Origin of the sequence: Archangium violaceum (assembly GCF_016859125.1) — a bacterium.
GTDB lineage: Bacteria > Myxococcota > Myxococcia > Myxococcales > Myxococcaceae > Archangium > Archangium violaceum_A.
In genome coordinates this window covers 3,162,994-3,180,364 of record NZ_CP069338.1, presented here as the reverse complement: position 1 = coordinate 3,180,364, position 17,371 = coordinate 3,162,994, and the positions used below count along the sequence as shown (strand labels likewise).

General features: G+C 67.6%; 21 protein-coding genes. 12 read left to right on the top strand and 9 right to left on the bottom strand.

Annotated elements, in window-relative coordinates; genetic code table 11:
- Positions 1-128: 128 nt before the first annotated feature.
- The gene (locus JQX13_RS13700) at positions 129-1,463 is read right to left on the bottom strand and encodes an IS110 family transposase (RefSeq protein WP_203409448.1); all 1,335 of its coding nucleotides are present in this window, start codon (positions 1,461-1,463) and stop codon (positions 129-131) included.
- 55 nt (positions 1,464-1,518) lie between these two features.
- Between JQX13_RS13700 and JQX13_RS13695 the strand changes: the two genes are divergently transcribed.
- The 7 genes from JQX13_RS13695 (at position 1,519) to JQX13_RS13665 (ending at position 5,510) form a co-directional block, all read left to right on the top strand.
- Positions 1,519-1,788 (top strand): hypothetical protein, encoded by a 270-nt coding sequence (locus JQX13_RS13695; RefSeq protein ID WP_239014732.1) that lies wholly within the window; start codon positions 1,519-1,521, stop codon positions 1,786-1,788.
- Positions 1,789-2,001: 213 nt separating this feature from the next.
- Positions 2,002-2,781, top strand: coding sequence for a hypothetical protein (locus tag JQX13_RS13690; RefSeq protein ID WP_203409447.1), 780 nt, complete (start codon positions 2,002-2,004; stop codon positions 2,779-2,781).
- Positions 2,778-3,749 carry a hypothetical protein gene (locus JQX13_RS13685; protein WP_203409446.1) on the top strand — a complete coding sequence of 324 codons (972 nt, stop codon included), beginning with the start codon at positions 2,778-2,780 and terminating at the stop codon, positions 3,747-3,749. Before JQX13_RS13690 ends, JQX13_RS13685 begins: the two co-directional genes overlap by 4 nt.
- A 26-nt stretch (positions 3,750-3,775) precedes the next feature.
- Positions 3,776-4,273 carry a hypothetical protein gene (locus JQX13_RS13680; protein WP_203409445.1) on the top strand — a complete coding sequence of 166 codons (498 nt, stop codon included), beginning with the start codon at positions 3,776-3,778 and terminating at the stop codon, positions 4,271-4,273.
- Positions 4,274-4,351: 78 nt separating this feature from the next.
- Positions 4,352-4,561 (top strand): hypothetical protein, encoded by a 210-nt coding sequence (locus JQX13_RS13675; RefSeq protein ID WP_203409443.1) that lies wholly within the window; start codon positions 4,352-4,354, stop codon positions 4,559-4,561.
- Positions 4,562-4,599: 38 nt separating this feature from the next.
- Positions 4,600-5,025 (top strand): transposase zinc-binding domain-containing protein, encoded by a 426-nt coding sequence (locus tag JQX13_RS56270; RefSeq protein ID WP_203409442.1) that lies wholly within the window; start codon positions 4,600-4,602, stop codon positions 5,023-5,025.
- On the top strand, positions 5,022-5,510 hold the full coding sequence (locus JQX13_RS13665; protein ID WP_239015291.1) for a transposase: 489 nt from the start codon (positions 5,022-5,024) through the stop codon (positions 5,508-5,510). The genes JQX13_RS56270 and JQX13_RS13665 overlap by 4 nt, the downstream gene beginning before the upstream one ends.
- A gap of 441 nt (positions 5,511-5,951) precedes the next feature.
- Here the strand turns inward: JQX13_RS13665 and JQX13_RS13660 are convergent, their stop codons facing one another.
- From JQX13_RS13660 to JQX13_RS13645, 4 genes are all read right to left on the bottom strand, one after another.
- Positions 5,952-6,296, bottom strand: a complete 345-nt coding sequence (locus JQX13_RS13660; protein ID WP_203409438.1) for a hypothetical protein — start codon at positions 6,294-6,296, stop codon at positions 5,952-5,954.
- 80 nt (positions 6,297-6,376) lie between these two features.
- Positions 6,377-7,711 (bottom strand): hypothetical protein, encoded by a 1,335-nt coding sequence (locus tag JQX13_RS13655; protein WP_203409436.1) that lies wholly within the window; start codon positions 7,709-7,711, stop codon positions 6,377-6,379.
- Positions 7,708-9,864 (bottom strand): hypothetical protein, encoded by a 2,157-nt coding sequence (locus JQX13_RS13650; RefSeq protein WP_239014731.1) that lies wholly within the window; start codon positions 9,862-9,864, stop codon positions 7,708-7,710. The genes JQX13_RS13655 and JQX13_RS13650 overlap by 4 nt, the downstream gene beginning before the upstream one ends.
- A gap of 204 nt (positions 9,865-10,068) precedes the next feature.
- The gene (locus tag JQX13_RS13645; protein ID WP_203409435.1) at positions 10,069-11,538 is read right to left on the bottom strand and encodes an MDR family MFS transporter; all 1,470 of its coding nucleotides are present in this window, start codon (positions 11,536-11,538) and stop codon (positions 10,069-10,071) included.
- Between the two features lie 151 nt (positions 11,539-11,689).
- On the opposite strand from JQX13_RS13645, the gene JQX13_RS13640 reads away from it, so the two are divergent.
- Positions 11,690-12,199, top strand: coding sequence for a YkgJ family cysteine cluster protein (locus tag JQX13_RS13640; RefSeq protein ID WP_203409434.1), 510 nt, complete (start codon positions 11,690-11,692; stop codon positions 12,197-12,199).
- A gap of 10 nt (positions 12,200-12,209) precedes the next feature.
- Here the strand turns inward: JQX13_RS13640 and JQX13_RS13635 are convergent, their stop codons facing one another.
- Entirely contained in the window at positions 12,210-12,455 is a 246-nt protein-coding gene (locus JQX13_RS13635) for a hypothetical protein (RefSeq protein WP_203409433.1), read from the bottom strand.
- 223 nt (positions 12,456-12,678) lie between these two features.
- Between JQX13_RS13635 and JQX13_RS13630 the strand changes: the two genes are divergently transcribed.
- Entirely contained in the window at positions 12,679-13,077 is a 399-nt protein-coding gene (locus tag JQX13_RS13630; protein WP_203409432.1) for a hypothetical protein, read from the top strand.
- Between the two features lie 8 nt (positions 13,078-13,085).
- On the opposite strand, the gene JQX13_RS13625 is transcribed toward JQX13_RS13630, so the two are convergent.
- Entirely contained in the window at positions 13,086-13,424 is a 339-nt protein-coding gene (locus JQX13_RS13625) for a Uma2 family endonuclease (RefSeq protein WP_343211085.1), read from the bottom strand.
- Between the two features lie 187 nt (positions 13,425-13,611).
- A complete protein-coding gene (locus JQX13_RS13620; protein ID WP_203409429.1) occupies positions 13,612-14,214 on the bottom strand; it encodes a malonic semialdehyde reductase in 603 nt (200 codons plus the stop codon).
- A gap of 133 nt (positions 14,215-14,347) precedes the next feature.
- Between JQX13_RS13620 and JQX13_RS13615 the strand changes: the two genes are divergently transcribed.
- Entirely contained in the window at positions 14,348-14,764 is a 417-nt protein-coding gene (locus JQX13_RS13615; protein WP_203409427.1) for a winged helix-turn-helix transcriptional regulator, read from the top strand.
- Here JQX13_RS13615 and JQX13_RS13610 read toward each other — a convergent pair.
- Positions 14,697-15,296, bottom strand: coding sequence for a hypothetical protein (locus tag JQX13_RS13610; RefSeq protein WP_203409425.1), 600 nt, complete (start codon positions 15,294-15,296; stop codon positions 14,697-14,699). The two genes, JQX13_RS13615 and JQX13_RS13610, sit on opposite strands and share 68 nt — an antisense overlap.
- 140 nt (positions 15,297-15,436) lie before the next feature.
- Here JQX13_RS13610 and JQX13_RS13605 point away from each other — a divergent pair, with 140 nt between their 5' ends.
- Both JQX13_RS13605 and JQX13_RS13600 read left to right on the top strand, forming a co-directional pair.
- Complete coding sequence (locus JQX13_RS13605) at positions 15,437-16,531, top strand: glucose 1-dehydrogenase (protein WP_203409424.1); 1,095 nt, start codon at positions 15,437-15,439, stop codon at positions 16,529-16,531.
- Between the two features lie 105 nt (positions 16,532-16,636).
- On the top strand, positions 16,637-17,278 hold the full coding sequence (locus tag JQX13_RS13600) for a cyclase family protein (RefSeq protein WP_203409422.1): 642 nt from the start codon (positions 16,637-16,639) through the stop codon (positions 17,276-17,278).
- Positions 17,279-17,371 lie beyond the last annotated feature (93 nt).

Sequence of the window (17,371 nt, the reverse complement as noted above, 5' to 3'; positions counted from 1 at the left end):
GGGACGACGTCGGGTACCCGCAAACTGAAAAGTTATTCCTGCGCGGAGCCTTACATCCGGGTTCACTTGCGTTGCGGCCCGGCGACTCGCTCACCGTCCCGAGGACGGCTTTGTCGATAGGCTTCAGGTCATCGATTTCTCTCCTCCCTGCTATCCAAGCTACGGGGCTCCTGGCGGTTACCCCGGCGGGACTGACTCCCGCTGAACGCGCCAGCCTTCGCTGGACGCACATGGGGCCGGGCTGCTGCGCCGGACGTTCGTTTTGGACGTCTTCGCCTGTGCCGGGTGTGGAGGCAGGCGCCGGGTGTTGGCGTACGTGACAGCGCCCAGCGGGGTGCGCTCCATTCTGGAGCACCTGGGACTGCCCACACAGCCTGCGAAGCTGGCCCCGGCGCAGGGGCCTCCCCAAAGCGCGTGGTGCTGAGCCAAAGCAGGGGCTGCTGCTCCCAGCACCACTGCTGTACTCCTCCGGTGCCGCGCCTCGCCAGGGACGGTGGCCTGGGCTGGGCTGGCCTGCGTGCCAGTGCTACCACCGCAATCTTCTTGCCGCGCCGGGCGGCAATCTTTTCGGCCCACTCCCGCAGGTGTGCCGTTTCGGGCTTGCTCCCCCGCAGCAGCGAGAGGGCCGCCTGTATCAGCAAGCAGCGCACCCGGCTGTTTCCCGTCTTCGTTATCCGGCCTCGGTGCTGTTTCTCCCCCGAGCTTCTCTCGCTGGGCACCAGCCCCAGGTACGCCTCCAGCTGGTGCGGCCCGCTGAATCGCTTGGGGTCATCCACCGCGGAGGCGAAGGCGCATGCCGTCACCGGGCCCACGTGCGGCACCGTGCACAGTCGCGCGAGCTGCTCGTCCCGGCGGGCCAGACGCTCGAGCATCCCGTCCAGGAAGGCAATCTGCTCGTTGAGGTGCAGCAGGAGGCTCAGCAGCGGGGCCATCTCCGCCTTCAACCTGCCCGGCAGCGCCAGGGCCTCCACCCGCTTGACGAAGGACTCCGCCTCCCCATCCGCTACCCGCGGGCCCTCACGCCTCACCAGGGCGCGCACCTGAGAAATGGAGCGGGTGCGCGTGCGCACCAGCGCCTCGCGTACGGCCAGCTGCGCCCTCATGTGTCGCTGCTCGTCCGAGGTGCGGTGCGCGGGCCGGTACGCCCCCAGCTTGCACGCCTCCGCCAGGGTGCGGGCGTCCCGCTTGTCTGTCTTTACCCGGCGGCTGCGCGTGGCGTACATGGGCGCGAAGTTGGGGTCAGCCACCACCACCTCGTGGCCCATCTCCTCCAGGCACCGCGCCACCCACTCGCTCTCGGTGGAAGCCTCCAGCAGCATCCGGGCCTTCGAGCGCTTGCTCAGCAGCTCCCCCAACCGCTCCCGTTGCGTGCGCACCCGCTGCTCCAGCACCACCTCTCCACTCTCGCCCAGAATGCACACTTGGCTGTCCCGCTTGTGCACATCGATGCCGATGTATTCCATCGCCCACTTCCCCCACTTTGGCGGTCACCTCCGCACCGCCGCAAGGTAGGGCTCGGTGGGCCTCCACGCATGTGGCCGGCCAGCCGCTTCATCACCGCTATACGTCGGGTTCAAGGGCATCTTCGTTCGATGGGCCAGCAAGTGGGCCGGCGCGACCAACGACGCCTCGATCAAGAGCTGGCTGAACCACAACGCGAACACCGCGTGGTCGTACCGGAACTCGTCCGGCGTGATGTGGGGCCAGTGGTGGCGGCGAACCCCGGACAACTACGTCACGTCCTGGGAGGCGAGCCCCGGCCTCGCGGTATCGCAGAACCCGTTCTGAGGCGCCGCGTACACCGGGCCAGGTCGAGCACCTGGTCATCGGACCTACCCGATCGGTGCGACCCGGAAGCACCTGACGTACGGCTGGACAACCCGGAGATGAGCACCTACGCTTTCTTTCTGGCTCGCGGCGGAGGGGGAGGCGTTCGCGAGCAGATGAGCGCAGGCGAGCACGTCCTTCCCATACGTATCAGGCTGGAATGGGAAGTCCGACGTGTTGACCATCCGGAAATCTCAGCTGGAAGCATTTGGCGAGGTGGCGAGGCGGAGCTTCGAGGACAAGATGCTCGACCACCTGGCCGGGTTCTCACCTCCGCTCGTCAAGGCGGCCGGGGAAGCGCAACTGAGGAAGAGCATCCACCTCGGCGTCACCCGTGCCGGCCGTTACGGACTGACCCACCAGGGGCCCGTCCGTCTGTACCTCGAATTGATGCTGCTGTTCGGCGCCCATTTCGACACGGATCCCCAGTACCCCTGGGCGGCTCGCATCCTGCTCGAGCCGGGCCCGGTCTCCCAGCAGCAACGCGCGGAGTGGCTCTTCGAGAAGACGCTGGAGCATCAGGCCAGGGCCGTTGGCCCGCAGGATGACTACGCGTCCTGCGTGCGCAGGGCCATCCGGTTCCTCACCGAGATGTCCCTCGCGACCCTCACGGATGAGAACTTCCTTCCCGACATGCTGCGGGAGCTCAAGAAGGCGGATTCACCCAGGTTCGTCCATGTCGGCATCGAGGGGGTCGAAGCACTCATCCGTCGAGGCCTGGAGGCCGCGCGGAGCCAGCAGCTCTCCTCTGTCCGAGGAATGGCCTTGACCTTCATGCTCATGTGGGTGTTCGGCCATGGCTGCCTCGAGGATCCACTCCAGCCCTGGATTGCCCAGGCCCTGGGGGACACAGCCACGAGCGAGCCGGAGGACCGCGCCAGCCTCCTGAAGACCAGGACCTTCGCCTGGCTCGAGCAACTGCTGGCCCACCACGCCGAGGGAGCGCGATCATGACCACTCCGGGAAGACCCACCCATCCCAACTCCCAGCCCTCGGATTCGACTCCAACCGATGGCACCGCCACGGGTTGCCCACAGGACGTCCTCATCCGCCGGGAGAATGTCCTCTTCGTTGGCTCGGAGTCGGACTACGACAGCTTCTGGCTCAAGATGATGTTCATCGCCGCGGCCTACGTCCTGACCCGCGGAGGGCTTCGGAGCGCCGACAAGAACACCCTCGCCTACGTGGACATCGAATATACGAGACACGAGAAGCTGGCGCTCGACTACCTCAGGGAGAAGGCTGGCTTCCATATCGTCAAGCTCGCCAGCTCCGGGGACATCGTGAATCACATCAACACACGACCCGAGAGCCTGGAAGGCGGCAAGAAGGTGAAGCTCCTCCTTCAAGATGTCGCGTTCTTCTCCCATGGGGTGCCCGGCGCCATCAAACTCAACTTCAGGGGTCCCTTCGATACTCCGGCCATCGACTTCTCGGCCTCCGAACTCTCCGCTACCCGGAAGGATGCCTTCGTGCCGGATGGGCGCATCTACTCCTACGCCTGTCGGACTGGCGTTTCCGTTCGCGCGAACAGCCTCTCCAGTGATTCAGAAGCGGGCATGGAGAACAGCCTGGCCCAGAAGATGGCCGACCATTACAAGGTCCAGGTTCATGCATTCCTCCGGCGGAGCTTCTATGGAAGCGTGCTGCGAGAGAAAAGCACCTCCCTCGCCATCTCCGAGGCGTTGAAGGAAGCTCGCAAGACGCAGGAGGGGCAGGTCATCGAGCTTCCACCCGAGCACCAGGCCCTTCCCCATCCCGGCCTCGCCGATGGACTCTTCTCGGGTGCCGTCAAGGAAGGCACGAGCGGATACTCGCTCTGGCGCAAGGCGGGTGGTATCGAGCTCCCCAGCACCGGACAGACACCCGAGGGGCTCAGTGCCGGCATGCACGTCTTCACCCCCAGATCATCGCCCTCCTGATGCCAAAGCGCCCCAGATACCCACTCGTGGCCGCTGGATTCATCTTCGCGGCGGCAGGAGTCTTCGCGCTCAAGTACGGATTCGAGGCTTCCTACATGATGCAATGCCAGAAACTCACCCAGAAGCAACTCGAGGCGGCGCGCACCCATTTCGACCAACTCCATCGGTATGTCCTGAGTGACAAAGGACGCTCCTCCGTACAGTTTCAGTTCAACCTGAGTCCCATGGTGGTGGGCGAATCGCTCTTCGCCATCTACTCCAACCGTACGCTGACAACCGTCTACCTCGGGCCCTATCAGCCCCAGCTCACCGTGGAGATCGACGACAACCTCACCTCGGACAAAGGCTACGATCAGCTCGAGTTCCGGCTCCTCCAGCTCGAGAAGATGCAGGGCTGCCTGTGGGCGAACGAGCAGGACGAGCCCTACTGGCAACCGGGAGCACGGATCGCCATCGAGTTCCTGAGGGCGCAGGTGCTCGATGAGAACGAGCTTCCCAAGCGCTTCGACGTCACCATCCGTTGACGGGCGCGACGTGACGGAGCGAGGACACGGTGCTACACCCCGCGCCCTCATTCCATGTCCATACCCGAGGAGTCTCTCTTGTCCCAGCTCCGCACCACGTTCACCCTGCTCGTGCTGCTCTGTCAGCTCTCCCCTGCCCTCGCGGCCGATCCGCCGAAGACGGAGAAGCAGCGCATCACCGTGGCGTCGGGCGTCAAGGTGCGGGCCACGCCCCGCCCTGACGGGCAGGAGGTGACCCGGCTCTTCATCGGCACGGAGCTGCGCGAGCTCGAGCGCTCCGAGCGCTGAGGGACAACCTGGCCACGCTGCTGGAGGAGGCGAGCGAGGTGGGGCGCGGCCTGCCCCGGTACGTAGAGCGGGACTTCGCCCGGTACCTGGAGTGCGGAGTGCTGGCGCACGGCTTCGCGCGGGTGCGCTGCGAGAGTTGTAAGGACGAACTTCTCGTCGCCTTCTCGTGCAAAGGACGAGGGGTGTGCCCGTCCTGCAATGCGAAGCGGGCGCATGTAACGGCGGAGCATCTGGTGGAGCGGGTGCTGCCGCACGTGCCTTATCGACAGTGGACGCTGTCCTTTCCGCACCGGGTGCGGTGGGTGCTGCTCGAGGACGAGGGACTGCTCTCGGATGTCCTCACCGTCTTCCTGCGCGCGGGGGCAAGCCCTACAACGTCGGCGAGCGCGGAGGCAGGGCATCCGTCGTGGGCAGGTAGGGGCCGCGCTCGTTCATCCAGTTCTTTGGGTCGGCCTTGCAAGTGAGGCCGCACTGCGACTCGCTGGTGCCGGACGGCGTCTTCGTGCCGGAGGAGGGCGGCGTGCGCATCGAGCCGTTGCCGCCGCCCAGGAAAGGAGAGGTGGAGCGGTTGCTGAGGGGGGTGAGTCACCGGGTGCTGCGCCTGCTGGAGAAAAGAGGGGCCCTGCCCGCGCAAGGGCCCGAGGATGCGCTGCAGACATACCAGGCGCACTCCCTGCAGCAGAGGCTGAGCTGGACGGAGGTGGAAGTGCGGCCTCCTCCCCGAAAGCAGCCCCGATGCGCCTTGGTGGAGGGCTTCTCCCTGCACGCCAACACGCACCTTCACGCCAAAGACAGGCAGGGGCTGGAGCGGCCAGGCCGCTACGGGGCGCGTGGCGCGCTGGCGCTGGAGCGCCTGTCGCGAATGGAGGATGGCCGCAGCGCCTGGCGCATGAAGCGGCCGCTGCCGGACGGAACGACGCACCTGCGCTTCACCGGGCTGGAACTGTAACGGCGTGAGGCGTCCCTGGTGCCGCCGCCTCGGGCAAAGCTCACGAGGTTCCACGGAGTCTTCGCTCCAGGCGCCAGACCGCGGCCATTTCTGGCCCCCCAAGAAGGAGGGGAGGAGGGGAGGGTGGAGCCCCAGGCAGCGGCCAGGAAGGAGGCGAAGAGGGAGAGGAGGCCGAGTGTGGACCAGGCAGAGATGCGGAGGAGGACCTTCGCGGTGGACGTATTCGCCTGCGAGAGGAGTGGAGGAAGGCGGCGGGTGCTGGCGTAGGCGAAGGGAGCAGGAGGGGTGAGAGCGATTCTGAAGCACCTGGGACTGCCCACGGCAGGAGCGAGGCTGGCCCCGGCGAGAGGGCCTCCCAGGCCGCGTGGTGTTGAGGCGCCCCCACGACCAGGCCCCCTTCCCATCATCCAGTCGGTCCGATTCCGGGCCGTTTTCCCCCATCTACGCTGCGCGGCAACAGGTGCACGCCAGGAATGAGGCGAGCATTTCCTGAGCGGAGGACTGGCCGGGACGCGCGTCTTCTTCCTGTCCACTCGCCTCTTGTGCCCCCTGGCCCGCGTCCGTCTCTCGGGAGAGGAATCCGCCCGCGCTTCCCGCCACTTCCGCCAAAGCGAGAGGGAAGGGCCGCGAGTGCGCGCCAAAACCGCTCAGCGGACTCCCGCGCGGAGGGCTCGTGGCGCATCCTCCCAGCAGCACCAGCGCCACCAGGAGCAGGAGGACCGAGCCACCGGTGTCCTTCGCGATGAGGCTCTTCCCATGGGGGAGTGTGCGGTTTTTCTTCGCCACGGCAAATGCCCCTTGAAGCACACCCGTCAGGTTCCTGTGCGAGGCGACGACGCAGAGGGGAGAGATGTGGGGCGAGTGGGTCAGCCGCGGTGGCGCTCGGCCACGCGGTAGAGCTGAGTGAGGGAGAAGTCGAGAAGGGACTGACGGGAGCGCAGGTAGCGGTGGGCGCGGACCATGGGAAGCCAGACGCGCTGGCCGACGAGGACCTGGGCCTCGGCGAGCTTGTTGCGAGGGAGCCATTGGCCGCCGAGGTTGCGCACGAGCACCTCGCCCAGGTAGGCGCCCACGGCGGGGACGGCGTGCTCGTCGATGTTCTGGCGCTCGAAGACTTCCGGGAAGTTCTGCGACCAGAAGTGGGCGTCGATGTCGGTGAGGGACTCGGGGGTTTGCTTGAAGACGGAGGGAACCTGGGAGTGAAGGAGCGCCACGAGGCGCTCGGAGAGGTAGCCGTAGTAGTCGCGGACGCGCTCTGGATTCTCCACGTCCGGAGGAAGGGCGGAGTAGGAGGGGAGCCACTCCTCGGGCTCGGGAGGCTGCCAGAGGTTGAGCTCGGAGATTTTGCGCTGACGCTCGGCGAGGGAGACGCGGTCCACGACACGAGAGAGGAGCGGAGCCACGTCTGGGTGGAAGAGGGGCGCCACGGGGGCGAGGGCGGCGCTGCGCTCGCGCAGGGAGCGAAGCAGGGTGTCGAAGTCGAGGTCGGGGCGGAGGTGGACGTGAGCGCGGGCCTGGGCGACACGGGCTTCGTCGCGGGCGAAGTCGGAGGCGGTGGGCCACGTCACCAGGAGGATGGAGCCGTTGGGAAGAGCCTCCACCCGGTGGGCCGGAGTGGACAGCATGCGCTCGCGGCCGACGGATTCCACCAGCTTCGGACCGAAGACGTTGAGCCAGGACAGCTCGTAGATTTTGTCGAAGCCGTCTCGAATCGAGGTCCGCATGTCGCGGCCGAACCATGGCGCACCCGACAACTGAACCTCGGCCAGACTGTTGGCTTGGGCGTGGGTGACTGGATGGTGGGAGGCCCAGGTTCGGACCATGTCCACGAACTCGCGGCAGCGCTCCACCTCCGTGAAGAAAGACAGGGGCTGCACATTGATTGAAATTCTCAGCTCGGGAGGAAGCGGCGGAAGATAGAGATGGAGCCTCATGTACAACGCGGGCCACTTCGTTCGACCGAGCACGACGGATGTGCTTTTTTCGCCGCGCTTCTCCTCCAGCGCCTTCCAGAGGGCGGCGCGAGAGTATTTGCGTCGGTGCTTGCCTTCAACGACATCCGGCATCCATTCGCCTGCGTACTCCTCGAGTGCTTGGAATAAAGGATCCAGCTCATGTTCGAGTGCGACCTGCTGGTCGAAAGCTCCGTCGAAGGTGAGAAGGAGGTAGTCGTCCACATCCAGGATCTTCAGCCACTTCATCGGAACAGGACCTCCACTCCCTTGACCTCCATTTCGGTTTCTTGCATGGCTGCCCTCAATTTCGCTGGGTCCTTGGGGATGAGTTCGCCGCTCTCGTAGATGAGGCGGACCCTATGAACTTTCACTGGAGTATCGCGAAGCTCGAGAGCATGCCTGCGAATGTCCAACGTTTGACCATAATACCGCAGGGCTTCACTCGCGTCCGCCTTCATTTGTGCCGCCAACGCTTCTTCACCCAGCAGAGACAGATTGCGGCTCTTGAAGCTGAATGTCTCCACACGAGGTTGTTGGCTGGGACGCGGCTGTTCTTCGATGACGAGCACATCGGCGAAGCGGATGCCTGGAGTGCCCGGCTTGGACACGCCCACGCAGGTCTCGATGCGGGGTTGGTTGAAGTCCTCGAGGAAGCGGCGTTGCGCTCGAGGAAGGGCGGCGTCGGCACGCAGCAGGGCCACCATGGTGCGCTCGAAAGCGAGCCCCCGGGCGAACAACCCGCGCATCTGCGTGTAACCCGCCCAAGCGAGGGGCGGCTTGACGGGCCTGCCCTGCTTCAGCTCCGCGAGGCGATTCGCCCAGTATGTGACGTACTCGCTCCAGAGCGGGTGTGCGTGGGCCTCTGGAGGTGGAGCGGAGAGGGAGGGGCGCTGCTTCTCCAGGACGGCCACGTTCGCGGACAGGCGGGGGCCCGCGGAGTCGAGCTCCGCATGCGCGAGCTTCGCTTCCACCACCTCCCTGGAGAAGCCCGCCGCCTCGTCCACGAGGGACGCCAGGCCGCCGAGACTCTTTCCCGCACTGGCCCTTGTCGGGGTGGAGCCTGAGCGCTCGGGCCGCTTCGCTTCCGACAACCACACCTGGGCCCTCGCCACATCACCTCGAGCCTCGTGGAGGGCCATGGCGCCAGCCTCTCCTCGCTCGTAGACGAGGAGGGCCGCTTCCCGGTTCGCCTGGAGGTACCTGGCCAGCTCGCGGAGGCCGTCCCCACCCAGCCGCGCCCACAGGCGCTCCGCCACCTGCGCCAGTCCCTCGAATCCCAACTCCGGCACCTGGAGCCGCCCCACTCGGACCCACCGGGTGCCCCTGGCCTCGGAGAGGCGACGCACGCCCTTGCCCCCGGCGTACAAGGACACCAGCACCGTGGCGGCCGACAGCTCACGAGTGGCCTGCTCGTAGTGGCCCTGGGACAGCGAGTACACGCCATGGCACGTGCCAGCCACCAGGTTGTAGAAGCCCAGCGGTACGCCCAAGGTGAGCGCGTCGAAGCTCCCCAGCGCCACGCTTCCCGGTGAGAAGGCCTGTGCCATCTCCGCCCGCTCCACCTCGTCGAGGGCGGCCTGGTAGGGCGCAGGCAGTTGCCCGCGCTGGGCGGAGTACTTCATGGACAGGGCCCCGCGGCGTAGCTCGCTGGTGGACAGGGCTTCGTTGGCGGCGCTGGCCAGGCCCCGGGCCATGTCACCGAGGCGCTCGGGACGGTCCACGTAGTCCGAGAGGTTCAGGCCCCGTTGGCGCAGGGCCTCGCGGACAGCGCCCATGGGCCCCACTGTCTCCCCAAGCTGTTTGTCCCGGGCCAGCAGCGAGAGCACTTCATGCAAGTCGTTGGTGAAGGCCGAGTGGAGGAGGAAGAGGGCGAAGAGCTCGGCGCGTGCGGTGCCGTACTCCCGGGTGGAGGTGACGAGGAAGGAGGCGCGCTTGCGGTTGAGGACGTGGGCCCCCGAGTCCGAGCGCAGCGGCCCCAGGGCACCGAGCCGGACGGCGGACCAATCATCCAGCCTCTCGAGCAACCGGCCCAGGTCCACTCCGCGCTGAAGCTCGATGAATTCCGCGGGTGAGGTGCACGCCAGGAATGAGGCGAGCACCTCCTGAGCGGAGGACAGGCCGGGACGCGCGTCTTCTTCCTGGCCACTCGCCTCCTGTGCCCCCTGGCCCGCGTCCGTCTCTCGGGAGAGGAATCCGCCCGCGCTTCCCGCCACTTCCGCCAAAGCGAGAGGGAAGGGCCGCGAGTGCGTGCCAGAACCGCTCAGCAGACTCCCGCGCGGAGGGCTCGTGGCGCATCCTCCCAGCAGCACCAGCGCCACCAGGAGCAGGAGGACCGAGCCACCGGTGTCCTTCGCGATGAGGCTCTTCCCATGGGGGAGTGTGCGCTTCTTCTTCTCCACGAGATGTCCCGTGCGTGATGTCAGGGATATCCACGGCGCCAGAGCTCGATCCTGTGAGCAAGCGACGACCTCTTCACCGCTGACCTCCGGCCACGTTGTTCACCGGCCTGTCCGACAGTCGGACAAGTCGCGGATCATCGAGCCCGGGGGGGGGGCCGGCGGTTGGACCCGTTGGCCGATACCGAGGCCCTCTCGGAGCGCGCTTCAGTGAGGCGCCGCCACGTCGGTGGTGGAGATCGTCACCCCCTCGCCGCGTTTGATCTTGGGGAAGAACAGCCCGGCGGTGAAGGCGGCGACGGAGGCGGCGCAGATGATCCAGAAGTTGATCGTCAGGCCATGGCCGAGCGCGCCGCTCAGCGTCCGCAGGAGGTCCGGTGGCAGGCCGCGGCCGTGCTCGGGGCCGAGCAGCTCGTTGGCGGCGGCGATGGGGACGCGCGGATCCTGCAACAACTGCGACACCAGCACTCCGCCCATCAACCCCACCCCGAGCGCCCCGCCGATGGTGCGGAAGAACATGTTGCTGGCGGTGGCCACCCCCCGCAGTTCCCAGCCCACGCTCGTCTGCACCGCGATGAGCAGCGCCGTGGAGGAGAAGCCCAGGCCGATGCCGAACAGCGCCATCGCCAGCTCCGGAATCAGCAGCGACGATTCCGGCTTGAGCAGCAACGCCATCAGCCCCGTTCCGATCACCGTCAACCCGAACCCGCCGACGATGAGCGGGCGGTAGCCCGTCTTGAGCAACATCCGTCCCGCGAACAGGCTCGCCACGGGCCACCCGACGATCATCGGCGTAATCATCCCGCCCGCCAGCGTGGGCGAGCCGCCCAGCACGCCCTGCACGTACAGCGGCACGTAGGTGGTGGCCCCGAACATCGCCGCGGAGAAGAGCGCGCCCGCCGCCGAGGAGATGGCGATCTCGGGAATCTTGAAGAGGGACATGGGGATGACGGGATCGGCCACCTTGCGCTCCACGAGGACGAAGGCGGCGAGCAGCACGGCCCCCAACGGCAGCCCGAGCAGGTTGCGGCCGACTCCCTGCACACCGAAGAGCAGCGCCACCACTCCCGCCGAGAGCAGCGCCGCGCCGGCGAAGTCCAGCTTCTGCGGCTTGTGCTGCACCTGCTCGTGGAAGACGGCCACCAGCAGGCCCATGGCACCCAACCCCACGGGGACGTTGATGAAGAAGATCCAGTGCCAGGAGAGGTACTTCACGATGAGGCCACCGGTGAGCGGACCCACCAGCCCCGCGATGCCCCAGACCGCGCTGAAGACGCCCTGCACCTTCGCGCGCTGCTCCAGCGTGTAGATGTCCCCCACGATGGTGAGCGCGACGGGCTGCATCGCCCCCGCCCCCAGCCCTTGCAACGTGCGGAAGGCGATCAGCATGTTCATCGAGGTGGACAGTCCACTGAGGACGGAGCCGACGAGGAACAGGCCGATGCCGAAGAGGAGCACGGGCTTGCGTCCATAGAGGTCCGCCAGCTTCCCGTAGATGGGCACGGTGATGGTGGAGGACAGCATGTACGCGGTGAAGATCCAGGCGTAGCTCTCCAGTCCGCCCAGCTCGCTGACCACCGTGGGCATGGCGGTGGAGACGACGGTCATCTCCAGGGCCGCCATGAAGAGGCTCAAGGCCAGGGCGACGGTGGTCAGGGGGCGGTGGGTGGTTCGCATGCTGTGGATTCAGGGCTGGGAGAGGTGTTCTGCTTAACGGGTGAACGCCACGGCCGCCATCGTCAAGTAGAGCCCTGTCCGGGGGTCCGCTCGCCCGGTGTCAGCGGCGGCCACTCCGGGTGTGGCCCCACCTGGAGTAGCCTCGGAGGCCGTGTCCCTCTCCGCCCTCTGCCTGCGCTGCGGCCTGTGCTGCGACGGCAACCTCTTCTCCCACGTCGCGCTCCGGCCCGACGAGGCCGACTCCGCCCGGCGTCATGGGCTCGACGTGGAGGCGCTCGTGGGTGGCGCGCCCGCGCTCCGGCAGTGCTGCACGGCCCTGAGCCACCGCCGGTGCACGCTCTACGCGGAGCGCCCCGAGGGGTGCCGTGCCTACGGGTGCCGCCTGTTCAAGGAGGCCGCCGCGGGCAGGGTGTCCCTGGAGGACGCGCTCGCGGTGGTGGACCGGGCCCATGCCCTGCTGTCCGCGTTGAACGAGGGCCTGCCTCCCGACACGGACGCGCGCCCCTCCCCGGTGATGGAGCGCGCGCGCTTCGCGGACCTGTCCGAGGACGGGCCCTCCCCCGAGACACGCGCGCTGAGGGAGCGCACCGAGGCCCTCCTGGACGAGCACTTCCATGGAGGCCCGAGGCGCTTCTCCCTCGCCCCGGGAGAACCCGAGTGATGCGCGGCCGTTACTCGATGATGCCGCCGCAGGAGACGGGGCCCTGATCGTCACACTCCACGAAGCCCGGGCTCCGGACCGAATCGACCTTCCAGTAGCACACCGTCTGTCCACCACACCCGATGGTGTAGCCCCCGGTGCACCGCACGGAGACCGTGCAGGGCCCGTACTCCATCCCATAGGCATAGGCTGCGACTGGAACGAGAACGCCGGCCGCCGAGACGACCGCGGCGATGATCGCGACGAGCTTGGACATGGAAATCCCCTTTCAGGGGAACGACGGGTTGAGCGGCTATTTCTAGCTCGACCCCCCGTCCCGGGACAATTCGCCCGGGGTGCGCGCTCGCGCGTGTCATCCGCACGAGCGGCGGCCCGGAGCGCTCGAAGGCACGAGTGCCCTGCAACCCTCACCGACGCTCGCGTCCGTGCAGATGCATGTGTCTCACGGAGCATTCCGCGCCGTGTAGGGAGGAAGCACGATGAAGTCCCCGTCCTTGTCCGTCCGGCTCCTCGGTACGTTGCTCCTGTTCCCATCGCTGACGGTGATGGCCCAGGCGCAGGGGGATACGCCTCCCAAGGCGCTCGTCCAGGCCAACGCCGAGTTCGTCTGCTTCTTCATGAGCGAGGTGGGAGGGCAGCCCAAGCCGAAGGACTGCGAGAAGGACGCGGCCGCGGAGCTCACCCAGGTCTATCCCTCGCTGCCAGCGGAGCAGCGCCAGCAGCTCGCGGACATTCAGGACCACTGGCCGAAGTTCCAGAAGGAATGGCAGGCGCTCGATGAGATCCAGAAGGCCGCGCTGCGCGCGCAGTGGGCGGCGATGCTGCAGGAACAGCAGCAGGGCCTCGGAGGCTCCGGGCAGCCCCCGCCGGAGCAGTAGCCTCCGGTTCACTCCGCCCAGAGGAGGGCCAGCTCCCACTCGAGCGCCCCGAAGGGCTCGGCGCGAAGCCGGGCCTGCTCGGCATGGGTGGCCAGCAACAGATAGTGGGAGCCCTCCAGCCGGAACACTTCCAGCATGCGTGCGTCCGGGTCCACCAGCCACACGAAGCGCACGCCCTCGCGGGCATACACCGGCAGCTTCGCCGTCCTGTCCAGCGTCCGCGTGGAGGGAGAGAGCACCTCGCATACCCAGTCGGGCGCGAGCGTGAGGGCCGCCGTGCGTGGGGTCCTGGGCATCCGCTCGCGCCGCCAGCCCGCGATGTCCGGCACCAGCACGTGTGGAGGCACTGCCTCGAGAGCCTCGTAGGTTGCCCTGCGTTTCCGACCGCCCATGCCCGGAGCATGGGCAGCCGGGCGGGCCTCTTCAAGGAGAGTCCAGGGGGCACTGCTCGATGTGCTGTCCATGCGAGCAGTCCAGGCCCTACCTCCGACATGGGGTAGCCCCTCCCTCCTGGAGAAGTCACCCCGGGCCGCTTCAGTCGATCCGGCAGGCCTCGTCGAAGTCCAGGCGCGGATTGCGGGGGAACAGCTTGGACGGGTCGCCGTAGCCGAGGTTGAGCAGGAAGTTGGACTTCCACTTGCCGTCCGGGAAGAAGGCGGCGTCGACCTTGGCGTTGTCGAAGCCCGCCATCGGCCCGCAGTCGAGCCCCAGCGCCCGCGCCGCGAGGATGAGGTAGCCGCCCTGCAGCGTGGCGTTCATGAGGGCCATCTTGTGGCGGACCTCGGCCGGCTGCCCCGCGAGCTGCGTCTTCACGTCCCGCGCCGGGAAGAGCTTGGGCATCTTCTCGTGGAACTCGGTGTCCCAGGCGACGATGACCGTCGCCGGCGCGCCCATCGTCTTGTCCACGTTGCCGGGCGACAGGCAGGGCTTGAGCCGCTCCTTGGCCTCGCGGCTCTTCACGAAGACCAGGCGCACGGGCTGCGAGTTCATCGCCGTCGGTGCCATCTTCGCGAGCTCGTAGAGCTGACGAAGGACCGCGTCCTCCACCGGCTTGTCGAGCCAGACGTTGTGGGTACGCGCCTCCCGGAACAGCGCATCCAGCGCCGCCCTGTCGAGAACAGGATTTTGAACCGCCATGGATTTCCTCTCGTGAAGCGCGGTCATGGGGAGCGACCGTGCTCGCCCTGCGTAATGAACAGTCTTCCTCTTTGCAAGTTACTTTAGAAAAGTAAGTAGGTGGTTCGCGGTTATAGTGGGAGCGGGAGGCGCGATGGAGAATGGCCGTTCCAGTCCAAGATGTGAGAAATACGGGAAGGCGGTCGACCTGCTGGGCAAGCGCTGGACGGGTCACATCCTGCGCCTCCTGCTGGAGGGGCCTCGTCGCTTCTCCGGGCTCAGCGGCGAGCTGAGCGCCATCAGCGAGCGCATCCTGTCGGAGCGGCTCAAGGAGCTCGAGGGCGAAGGCGTCGTCGAGCGGCGCGTCGAGCCGGGCCCCCCCGTCCGCGTCGAGTACCGGTTGACCAACAAGGGCCAGGCGCTCTGGAAGGTCGTGGACGAGATTGGAAAGTGGGCCGAGCGGTGGGTGGACGTGCAGCCCTCCCCGCGCAACTCCCCGGGCGCTACGGCCCCGCCGGAGCCGTCCCGCGTGCGCGCTCCTGGCGGAGCCGCCTCACGGCGCGCCAGGTGAGCCACAGCCCGAAGAGCAGCACCAGCACGGCGGCCCCGGTGAACAGGGCGCCCAGACGGCTGGCGCGCGGCCGGTCGTCGTGCCACATGGCGAAGCCGGGCGACAGGGGGTTCTGCAGGAAGCGGTTGACGGCGTTGGCGACTTTGCTGGCCTGACGCTCGTCACCCATCCAGTGGTAGGACAGGGGGAACTCGCCGCGCGTGGTGACGAGCTCCGGGCGGTAGATGTTCTGCTGCTCGCCCCGGGAGCTGCGATCGCGCTCGACGCGGGCCTCCTTCATCTCCTCCAGCGTGAAGGTGAGGGGCTCGTCCCGGGTGAGCCAGCCGATGCGGGTGAGGGTGCACGGTCCGCCGGTCTTGCACGCGAACTCGACGCGAGCCTTCACGTTGAGGAAGACCAGCCCGAAGATGAAGAACGGGACGGAGAGCACCAGGACGCCAATGGCGCCGATGAACAGGGAGCGCGAGGGGGTGACGGAGGGCGCGGTGTCGCTCACGGGCCCGTCATAGCCCGGACGGACGGTTGGGGGCACGCGCGAACTCACGGGGGCTTCGTTGACCGGTGCGCATCCGGGCGCCGCGAGTGTCCACCACCGGGCTCCGGCCACCTCCGGGGGTGCACGCGCGGTGAATCCAGGGCTTATCGACGGGAGCGCACAGAGGAGGCAGCTCCATGAAGGCGGTGGCGGTTTTCCCGAAGGGCCGCGAAGTGAAGGTCATCGACGTGCCGGAGCCGCGGTTGCGCTCGCCCACGGACGTGCGGGTGCGCACGTTGGAGGTGGGCGTGTGCGGCACGGACAAGGAGGTGGTGCAGTTCAAGCACGGCAAGCCGCCCGAGGGGGAGGACCACCTCATCGTCGGGCACGAGTGCCTGGGCGAGGTGGTGGAGGTGGGCGAGCAGGTGAAGGACCTCGCGCCGGGAGACCTGGTGGTGCCGCGGGTGCGCAGGCCGTGCCCGAGCCCGGACTGCCTGCCGTGCCGCACGGGGGCCACGGACTTCTGCGTGACGGGCGAGTACACCGAGCGCGGGATTCAGGGGGCGCATGGCTTCGCGGCGGAGTCCTTCGTGGAGGACTCGCAATACCTGCACAAGGTGCCGCGCGAGCTGCGCGGGGTGGCGGTGCTGACGGAGCCACTCACCATCGCCGAGAAGGCCCTGCGCGAGGTGGCGCATGTCCAGACGCGGATGCCGTGGCAGCGGCAATTGCCGGGCAGGGCGGTGGTGCTGGGCGCCGGGCCGGTGGGCCTCCTGGGGGCCATGGCGCTCATGCGCGCGGGCTTCCAGACGACGGTGTACTCTCGCTCGCCCAAGCCCAACGCCAAGGCGGAGCTGTCCGAGTCGCTGGGCGCGCCGTACGTGTCCTCGAAGGAGAACCCGGTGGACGCGCTGGTGAAGCAGCGGGGCAGGGCGGACGTGGTGTACGAGGCCGCGGGTGTGGCGAGCGCCGCCTTCGAGCTGCTCTCGGCCCTGGCACCCAATGGCGTGTTCATCTTCACCGGTGTTTCAGAAAGCGAGGAGGAGCGGCTGGACGAGGGTGGGCTGATGAAGCAGGTGGTGATGAACAACCAGGTGCTGATCGGCACGGTGAACGCGGCGGCGGTGGATTTCGAGTCCGCGCTGGAGGACCTCGGGCGCTTCCGGGCGAAGTGGCCCGGGAAGGTGGAGCGGCTGCTCACCGCGAGGCACCGGCCGGAGGACTACGCCGAGGTGGTCACGGGGGAGAAACGCAGCGACATCAAGGATGTCCTCATCTTCACCCCGGAGTGAGAAACAGATGACACTGTGTCTATCCCCTCTCCCCCTGGGAGAGGGTTAGGGTGAGGGTATTGACCAATCCAGAGGACAATCCGCGTCCCGAAAAGGAGGAACACCATGGAGGGAGCCTGGCTGGACATCTCGGTGCCGTTCGGTGAGGAGCCATTGGCACAAGCGGAGGGGACGCAGTCGGGGGGTGGGCTCCCGGAGACGGCGGCGGAGCAGGCCGGCTGGCTCAAGCGGACGGCGTGGATGGGGACGTACGTGACGGCGCCGCCGAGCCTGGAGCTGGACCTGGAGGACACGGAGCGGTTGCCGCTGAGCGCGACGGTGGGCAAGGCGCGGGTGCTGCACCTGGACGACGTGGACTGCATCCGGGCGGACTCGCTGGCGGAATATGAACCGAAGCCCGGGGAGCGGTTGCTGCTACGCACGCGCAACTCGCTGCGCGAGTGGTGGAAGCGGCCGCACGCGGAGGACTTCGTGATGCTGTCGGAGGCGGCGGCGCGGCTGCTGGTGGAGCGGCAGGTGGCGTGCGTGGGGGTGGACTACGTGTCGCGCGTGGGCTTCCACGCGGAGGCGATGGGCGTGCACCAGAAGCTGCGCGAGACGGGCGTGTGGCTCATCGAGGGGTTGGATTTGAGCGACGTGAAGGTGGGGGTGCACGAGCTGGTGTGCCTGCCGCTGAAGGTGAAGGCGGAGTGGGGCTCGCCGGCGCGGGCGCTGGTGCGCGCGCTGCGCAGTCCGGCCGTGGAGTAGCCGGGCTGGCGGGCGGGGGTCGTTCCCCAAGTCCATACATACCCTGAATGACTCGCGGGAGCCGGGCCAGTGCGTCCGGGGCTCCCGAGGCGG

Excerpts from the sequence above, each read along its gene's own strand:
- JQX13_RS13615 (WP_203409427.1), top strand. The coding sequence starts at position 14,348 with ATGGAGAATGGCCGTTCCAGTCCAAGATGTGAGAAATACGGGAAGGCG.
- JQX13_RS13635 (WP_203409433.1), bottom strand. The coding sequence starts at position 12,455 with ATGTCCAAGCTCGTCGCGATCATCGCCGCGGTCGTCTCGGCGGCCGGC.
- JQX13_RS13605 (WP_203409424.1), top strand. The coding sequence starts at position 15,437 with ATGAAGGCGGTGGCGGTTTTCCCGAAGGGCCGCGAAGTGAAGGTCATC.
- JQX13_RS13655 (WP_203409436.1), bottom strand. The coding sequence starts at position 7,711 with ATGAAGTGGCTGAAGATCCTGGATGTGGACGACTACCTCCTTCTCACC.
- JQX13_RS13645 (WP_203409435.1), bottom strand. The coding sequence starts at position 11,538 with ATGCGAACCACCCACCGCCCCCTGACCACCGTCGCCCTGGCCTTGAGC.
- JQX13_RS13700 (WP_203409448.1), bottom strand. The coding sequence starts at position 1,463 with ATGGAATACATCGGCATCGATGTGCACAAGCGGGACAGCCAAGTGTGC.
- JQX13_RS13600 (WP_203409422.1), top strand. The coding sequence starts at position 16,637 with ATGGAGGGAGCCTGGCTGGACATCTCGGTGCCGTTCGGTGAGGAGCCA.
- JQX13_RS13630 (WP_203409432.1), top strand. The coding sequence starts at position 12,679 with ATGAAGTCCCCGTCCTTGTCCGTCCGGCTCCTCGGTACGTTGCTCCTG.
- JQX13_RS13620 (WP_203409429.1), bottom strand. The coding sequence starts at position 14,214 with ATGGCGGTTCAAAATCCTGTTCTCGACAGGGCGGCGCTGGATGCGCTG.
- JQX13_RS13685 (WP_203409446.1), top strand. The coding sequence starts at position 2,778 with ATGACCACTCCGGGAAGACCCACCCATCCCAACTCCCAGCCCTCGGAT.